10 protein-coding genes and 1 pseudogene are annotated in these 6,527 nt (G+C 61.7%); 1 reads left to right on the top strand and 10 read right to left on the bottom strand.

The genetic code is table 11. The annotated features are described in order from the left end of the window. From L6D64_RS27815 to L6D64_RS27800, 4 genes and pseudogenes are all read right to left on the bottom strand, one after another. A pseudogene (locus L6D64_RS27815) lies at positions 1–451 on the bottom strand (hypothetical protein); the annotation flags it as partial. A 192-nt stretch (positions 452–643) separates the two neighbouring features. Beyond that, complete coding sequence (locus tag L6D64_RS27810) at positions 644–1,030, bottom strand: hypothetical protein (RefSeq protein WP_176509958.1); 387 nt, start codon at positions 1,028–1,030, stop codon at positions 644–646. A 3-nt stretch (positions 1,031–1,033) separates the two neighbouring features. Then, positions 1,034–1,342 carry a hypothetical protein gene (locus tag L6D64_RS27805; protein ID WP_176509957.1) on the bottom strand — a complete coding sequence of 103 codons (309 nt, stop codon included), beginning with the start codon at positions 1,340–1,342 and terminating at the stop codon, positions 1,034–1,036. Positions 1,343–1,423: 81 nt separating this feature from the next. Continuing rightward, positions 1,424–2,005, bottom strand: coding sequence for a phiTE_072 family protein (locus tag L6D64_RS27800; protein WP_176509956.1), 582 nt, complete (start codon positions 2,003–2,005; stop codon positions 1,424–1,426). A gap of 112 nt (positions 2,006–2,117) precedes the next feature. Here L6D64_RS27800 and L6D64_RS27795 point away from each other — a divergent pair, with 112 nt between their 5' ends. After that, positions 2,118–2,333 (top strand): hypothetical protein, encoded by a 216-nt coding sequence (locus tag L6D64_RS27795; RefSeq protein ID WP_176509955.1) that lies wholly within the window; start codon positions 2,118–2,120, stop codon positions 2,331–2,333. Here the strand turns inward: L6D64_RS27795 and L6D64_RS27790 are convergent. Genes L6D64_RS27790 through L6D64_RS27765 form a run of 6 tightly spaced genes read right to left on the bottom strand, consistent with a single transcriptional unit; the run spans position 2,307 to position 6,272 of the window. After that, the gene (locus L6D64_RS27790) at positions 2,307–2,831 is read right to left on the bottom strand and encodes a hypothetical protein (protein ID WP_176509954.1); all 525 of its coding nucleotides are present in this window, start codon (positions 2,829–2,831) and stop codon (positions 2,307–2,309) included. The genes L6D64_RS27795 and L6D64_RS27790 overlap by 27 nt on opposite strands. Positions 2,832–2,872: 41 nt before the next feature. After that, positions 2,873–3,067 (bottom strand): hypothetical protein, encoded by a 195-nt coding sequence (locus L6D64_RS27785; RefSeq protein ID WP_176509953.1) that lies wholly within the window; start codon positions 3,065–3,067, stop codon positions 2,873–2,875. Positions 3,068–3,070: 3 nt separating this feature from the next. Further along, entirely contained in the window at positions 3,071–3,583 is a 513-nt protein-coding gene (locus L6D64_RS27780) for a hypothetical protein (RefSeq protein ID WP_176509952.1), read from the bottom strand. Then, entirely contained in the window at positions 3,580–4,209 is a 630-nt protein-coding gene (locus tag L6D64_RS27775) for a lambda exonuclease family protein (protein ID WP_176509951.1), read from the bottom strand. The genes L6D64_RS27780 and L6D64_RS27775 overlap by 4 nt, the downstream gene beginning before the upstream one ends. Next, positions 4,196–5,140, bottom strand: a complete 945-nt coding sequence (locus tag L6D64_RS27770; RefSeq protein ID WP_103444655.1) for a recombinase RecT — start codon at positions 5,138–5,140, stop codon at positions 4,196–4,198. The genes L6D64_RS27775 and L6D64_RS27770 overlap by 14 nt, the downstream gene beginning before the upstream one ends. Before the next feature lie 7 nt (positions 5,141–5,147). Beyond that, positions 5,148–6,272 (bottom strand): hypothetical protein, encoded by a 1,125-nt coding sequence (locus tag L6D64_RS27765; protein ID WP_176509950.1) that lies wholly within the window; start codon positions 6,270–6,272, stop codon positions 5,148–5,150. Positions 6,273–6,527: the final 255 nt, after the last annotated feature.

The raw sequence follows: 6,527 nt of genomic DNA, 5'->3' as shown, positions 1-6,527 counted from the left end.
GGACTGTGTGGCGCTGGCCGTACTCACCCTCGCCATCGCATATCTCGCAGCCTTCTACCGGATCATCCAGTTCGCGGCATTCCGGGCATTCCTGGGTGACCTCCAGCTTGAACTCACCGAGAAGCAGAGCCTTGGCGCCGTTCTCGGCCGTGAGCCGCGTGGGCATCAGGCAATAACCGTCGGGGATGGTTGCTTGCGGCCCAACCGGAACAATCGGCAGCCCCGTCGCCGCCGCATCCCGCTCTGCCTCTTCTTTTGTCCACCAGAAGGCAGTACCAACCATCCAGGCTATAGGGTCGTGGCGTTGTGAGGCTGGCGCTCCGAAGCCTTCGCAGATGGCCTCCCAGATTTCGAAGGCTCCGCCTCCGCACACGCGGGCTCGGGTAGCGATCAGTTCCGCGAGATCATCGGACAGTTCTCGTGGGAAGCTGACCATTTCGGTGCTGCTCATACTGCCTCCTGCGGCCGGGATGAGGCCTTGAAAGTAATTTTGCTGTCGTCAGCGAAGATGAAGATGATTGATTGCCTGTCTTTGCTCAGGCGCCACAGACCGAAATGCTCAAGCGCGTAGAGCAGCGGAGCGTTGTGATCTCTGCACTTGTCAGCGCTTGATCTGCTTTTTGTAGGCATGGGTAACTCCGGCTCAGGCGGCCTTGTGGCTTTCGGGTGTCCAGTCAGCCCAGCCGATAACTGGCATTCTGGTCTTGGGGCTGAGGATCTTCTTTCCCTTCTCGTCGAGCAGGGCTGCCTTGCAGCGGATCTTCAGGTCGCGACAGGCACCGGCCTTTTTGGCCAGCTCGATGAGCTGCAGTGCGTGCTGCGGAGTGTCGAAAAGGGCGCTGAGCTGCTTTACCTTTACGCCGGCCATGATGGCGTCTGCATTGCGCTGTACAGCCTCAATCCACTCTTCGAGCGTGATCTCAACAGGTGGCACCCCTGACTTGCCGCTAGGCTTGGTGTTCTTGGTGCTTTTCCTGGCATCGGCCAGCGCCTGCGCGGCGGTCATTCCAAAAACTGCAAAAGTGCTCATGGCTCACTCCAGGCAGTCCAAGGCCTTCTGGAGCAGCTGCTCCACCGAAAGCTCGCGGTCATCCGTATCGAGTGCGCGCCGTATCCAGCAGCATGCGTCCTCGGCGTTGTCTCGCAGCTCATCGGCATCGCGCGACTCTTCGTCGAGCTGATCTTCCAGGCGGCGGATTTCCTCGCGCAGCTCTTCTGCGGCTGCGCTTGGGTCAAGGCCTTGCTCGGTGATCCGTCGCGCGAGCTCCGCTGCTGCGCCCGGCTCGAGCGCGGCGTAGTGCAGAAGCTCATCTTCTTTCAGGGCATTCACAGGGATGCTCACGGCAATCTCCATTGCAGGCGCCGCCCTCGCCGGGGAGGCGTTATCGTTGAATAGGGGAAGGCGCTGGCGGGCAGCGCGGGGTCAGGCAGCCGCGGATAACGGCTGGGCTAGCGCCTTCTGAACTGCCTCGACGATGCGAAGCAGGTAGGTGTATTCGTGGTTTTCCTCGACCGCCTCTTCCTGGAGGGTGTGCCACCACTCTTCTCCGAAGATATCGGTGAGCAGGTCGTTGTGGTGCCAAGTCTCGTTTGGCACCTCCAGGCCTCCGAGGATCTCTACCTGGTCGAACAGACGTCGCGCCTCGTCCTTGTCCATGGATAGGTCGCGACGCGCTTTAATCACAGTTCTCCTTGCCAGCGCCTCCAGAGCGCTGCCACTGAACCTGGTCGAACTGATGCCACGGTCAAGGCAATTCAGCACGTAGCTGGCATTGCAGTTGGTGACGAACTCGGCAACCGTGCGCGGACCCATGCCACCCCAGTAGGCATTCCAGCTCTTGTCCCAGCAGCTAATGGTGATCTTTCCCTGAGCTGTCTGATAATTCGGATCCTTCTCGGTCGGACAGTCGCGACGACTGAAGTCCTCCAGAAACACACTGATCGGATCAAGGCGCGGAACGTCACTGATGACGAGCTTGGTTACTGTCGAGGTTTCGACCTTCATGTCGATCTCCTGGGCATGCGCCGCCCTCCGTGCTGGTGGCGGCATGGTGGCAATTTGGTTTGGGATGGGGTATTACGGATGACCGGCATGGGGCCGGACAGAGGAACTGAAAATGAAGATCAGCAGTAACTTCAGGGAAGGAGACATTGAGGTCTCTCTTATCGCCGGTCCCGCGGGCGGCTGGGACATCCAGTCAGTAAGCGTTAAGGGGCGCAAGGTTCCTCCTACTCGAAAAGGCGAATTCGACAGCGAGGAAGATGCAAAGGAAGCGGCTCTGTCCCGCGCGAAGGCCTTTGCTGAGTCAGAAGGATTGAAGATTCGGGGCTAAAACCTCATCCCCCGGATCCTGCTGAATCATCAGCATGCTCTTCCGGTCGAAGGCCAGTGCCAGGCGTGGCGATATGCTGATTTCGTGCTGCGGCGGGGTGAGAAACTTCGCTGCGTGCAGCCGGCCCAGGGCATGAATGCCGTGGATCAGCGCCTCGATCATCTGGCTGGCCGAGGCGTCTGCCCAACCGGATATTGCGCGCAGATGCTGGCCGGTTCGCTTCCTAGCTGATAGCCGCAGCGACTCACTGCGCGCCACGGTTCGGTGAGCTTCGACTTCGTGGCGCGCGATCCTGAATAATGCGTGATGCCCGAGCGCTTCGATGTGATGAATCATCAGCGTCATCGCCTCGCCCTGTTCCTCGATCCCGGCCCACTCCATCAGCTCCAGCAGGGCCTGCTTAGTCCCTGGCCGAACCTTCAAGCGCAGGTCTTCTTCCTGTAGGCGCTCGGCCTTCTCGCGCCGTCGCTTGTCGCGCTCTTGTGATGTCATCGCCATACGGCACCTCCTTCAATCCGCTGGGCGGTAGGTTGAACTGCTCACGCCGCCTTGTTCTTTGCAGCGCGCTTCGGATTTTTCTGTTCAATCTCAAGATCCATGTCGTTCCAGCCCGCCAAAAACCAGGAGCCGTGGAACGTGTGAGAGGCGAATGGGTTGGCCATCTTGCCGCCACCGTTGCGGCGGCATTCCCGGCCAAGGTAGTAGACGCTGGGGTGCTCGCCGTGGTCGTTCATGGCCTAACCCCTATGCCGCTGAAGCGGGAAGTTGATCTCGTAGGCAGCCAGGATTCTCTCCAGCTTGCGATTTCCGATTCCGAGTACTGCAGTTGCCCGGCAGCGGGACATACCCTCGTCGCGCAAGGCAATGATCCGGTCTGCCAATTCCCGATCAGCAGCCTCTTGAGCGGCGGCGTCCTTTACTGGCTGCGCCTGGCGTGGCGGCTTGCAGAACTTGAATCCTTCGCGAGCGGCTACGCCCCAAAGCGCTCCCTTGGTCTCGCCAAGGAGTTTCGCTACCTCGCCACAGGTCATGGTCTTGGCAAGCTCGGCGATCTGTGCGGCGCGAGTCCTGGCCCGGCTTTGTTGCGGGCGTTCCGACTTATGCGCAGCAGGCTTGGCCCGCTTCGGCTTGGGCTCAGGGTGCTTGCGCTGCGGCAGCGGCCGGTAGGTGAAGCCCTCCAGCACGATCAGCTGGCCGCCAGACGCGAAGAAGGCAGCTTTCGCTGCCTCCAGGTCGATTGATGGGTTCATGCTGCCTCCTTCATTCGCTCGCGCATCTCCTTCTCCAGGTCGCTGAGCTCTTCCAGAAATGCCTTGATTTCTGACTCCATCTCGCGGATGCGTTTGAAATCTCGTTCGAAGCGGTGGCACACGTACTGAAGCGGCTCAGGAAGGCGGTCGTCGTAGCTGACGAAATCTGCCCAGGCCCTGCCGGTGCATGCCATCTGGGCCAGCATCTGCCACTCGTACTGCGGGTCGTGCCGTTCGGACTGCATTGTGGCGATGTGGGTGGCTGTGTTTGGGCACTTGATCTCCAGCACGCCATCATCACCGACCAGCCCATCCGGCGAAGCCCCGAAACCCGAAATGCTCGGGTGCATGACCAGGCCTGTTTCAACCACCATCAGGCCTTTGTCGGCCTCGTAGGCCATGCAAGCAAACGGCTCAAGCTCGACGCCGCGCTGCACGGCAGCATTGCGGGAAAGGTCGGCGCCGCCAGACTGGCCGGTGAGGCGCTCGCACAGAAGTTCCATCATGTAGTTTTTCCGGGTGGCAGATGGTGCGCCGCCCCGGCCGCTGGCCATCACATCCTTCACTCGACTAGCGGTAACGCAGCCAAGGCGTGCCGCGAACCATTCAGCGCTACGCTGCTCCATCTAACACCTCCTCAGATTCGCCTTCGATGGGCGCCGCCTCTGCCTTGATGGCGTCGGCGCGCTTGGTGACCTCTGCCTTGAAGCGGGCATGGCCGGTCGCATCCTTTGCCTGTTTCATGGCTGCGGTTGCCTGCTGGTACACATCGGTCAATGCTTCCAGGCTGCCGGCCTTCTGTGCCAGTGCGATCCAGTTGTTCACCATCTCGGGGTCGGTGGGTGCCGAGCCAGCCAGACTGGCCAGACCCTCACCCCCGTCCGTGTTCAAGTGGTGAATCGCCTGCTCCAGTCGCTCAGTCTTCGGCCAGTACTTGTAACCGCGTTTCACCACGGTCTTCTTAGCCATCTCGCCCGGGTCGGTGACCCACGGGCAGGATTTGTTCTTGCTGACCCAAGCTTTCCATGCGCTGGAGCGGTCACGGATGGCGTTCACATCCTCGATGCTCATGGTTTCGGTCAGGTAATCGCCATCGGCAGTCTTGACTACCACGTAAACGCCGATCACTTCGCCGCGATCCTTGGCGAACGGGTTGTAGGAATGGGTCGGAGGCTTGTCGAAGCCGTTCAGGCTGAAAGCGTCTGCGGCGTAGACCAGTTCAGCCTGGGCCCAGCGTATGGCTCCGGTCGACATGGCCAAGTCCATCAAACCGATGTAGCTGATGTCCAGGCAGATGCGGCCGTCGCGCGGTACCAGATACGCCTGCTTTTTGGCCGGGTTCAGGCTGATGCCGATGGCGGCGATGTTGGTGATCGCGTTGGCCACAGACTGTCGGTTCTGCATGGCCACCTTGGTGGCGTACTCGCTCGAGGTGATCACCTGGATGGCGAATTCGGCCTCGCGCTCGAAGTTCAGCGAGCGGTCAGTCAGCACATTGGCGAACTGGTTCCGCTGCGCGTAAATGTCCTGCGAGATGATGGCTACTGCTTGGCTCATGGCGACCTCAGTAGGAAATGGCGATGTTCGGGATCTTGCGCTGGGCGATCAGGGTGACCGCTTGCTTGGCGCACGCTTCAGGCATGCCCTCGGCCATGAAGGCTTCCAGGGCGGCGCGGTTGATGCTCGCCCGGTGCGCCTTGTCGGCCTCTCGAGCTTCCTGCTGGCGAAGGATCTCCGAGGCAGCGGCATCAGCGCGGCGGCGCTCGTCCTGGCGGGCCTGCTCGGCGGCTTCCTCTTGCCGGCGCGCTGCGGCCTGGCGCTCCTGCTCCATCCGCTGCTCGGCGGCAACGCGGTCGGCTTCAGCCTGAACCCGGGCACGCTCGGCTTGCTCTGCCTGTAGCTTGAGCTGGAGACGCTGGTTCTCGGCTTCGCGCTCTTGCGCAGCGGCCTGGTCAATCAGTTCCTGCTCGCGGCGTGCCGCCGCTTCGCGCTCGGCTTGCTGCTGCTGGGCCACGCGCTGGCGCTCGGCCTCAACCGCGGCCTCTTGTGCCAGCCTGATGCGGTCTTGCTCGGCGCGCTCTTCAGCTTCGCGGCGCAGGCGGGCCAACTCGGCTTGCTCGGCGTCGTACTTCTGCCGCGCGGTCAGAGCTTCACGCAGAGCGGCCAGAACCTGGTCTTTAGCCTGGCCGGCCTCGGCTGCGAACTCTTCCCAGGTTTCATCCAGGGCAACGGCCTCCACTCTGGCAATGCTGCTCAGTAACTCGTCGCTGCTGAGCGATCCGAGATCAGAGGCTTCTGAACGAAGGCCAAGCATGCGCATCTCATGCCCTTTAACTCGCTCGGCCTCGGCCTGTTCCCACTCGGTGAGCGGCCGGCGCGTCTCGTCCCGCAGCGTGTCCATCTTGGTCACGAACTCGCGCAGCTCGGCCTCGACCACCTTCGGCATTTCCTTGAGGCGGCGCAGGTAGTCGCGACCGGGCTTCTCGACGGCCGTCTTCGACTTGCTGACCTTGGCGGCCAGGCTGGCGATGCGTTCGCGGCCCTTGCGGGTGGTCAGGTCGGGCACTTCGCCTTCGACCTCAGCCTTCACCAGGTCGATAAATTGCTTCAGGCCGCCGGCCACGTAGATGGCCGGGGCGTTCTCCTCGCTGATCTCTTCGATCGCGATCAGTTTCTGTTCTGCGGACATTAGAAAACCTCGCGCCAGGCCGGCGCCGTTAGTTGAAAGGGGAAATGCCAGGTCACCCGGATTGGAGGTACCACCAGGCCCTGGCTGCGGTGGATGGTTGCGCGCTCTCGCCGCTTACGCTCCGGGTAGGTCCGGTTATCCCCTAAGGGCCCGCCGGGCTCGGGTGTGTGTTCAGGAAGTGATGCTGCCGGCCAGTGCGCTGGCGAGCATGAAGAAGGTGCAGGCGAAGAGCATGGAGAAGGAGCCTCGCCAGAT

The organism is Pseudomonas urethralis (assembly GCF_021602465.1).
In the GTDB taxonomy this organism is placed as follows: Bacteria; Pseudomonadota; Gammaproteobacteria; order Pseudomonadales; family Pseudomonadaceae; genus Aquipseudomonas; species Aquipseudomonas vlassakiae.
This window is presented reverse-complemented; position numbering and strand designations above follow the sequence as displayed.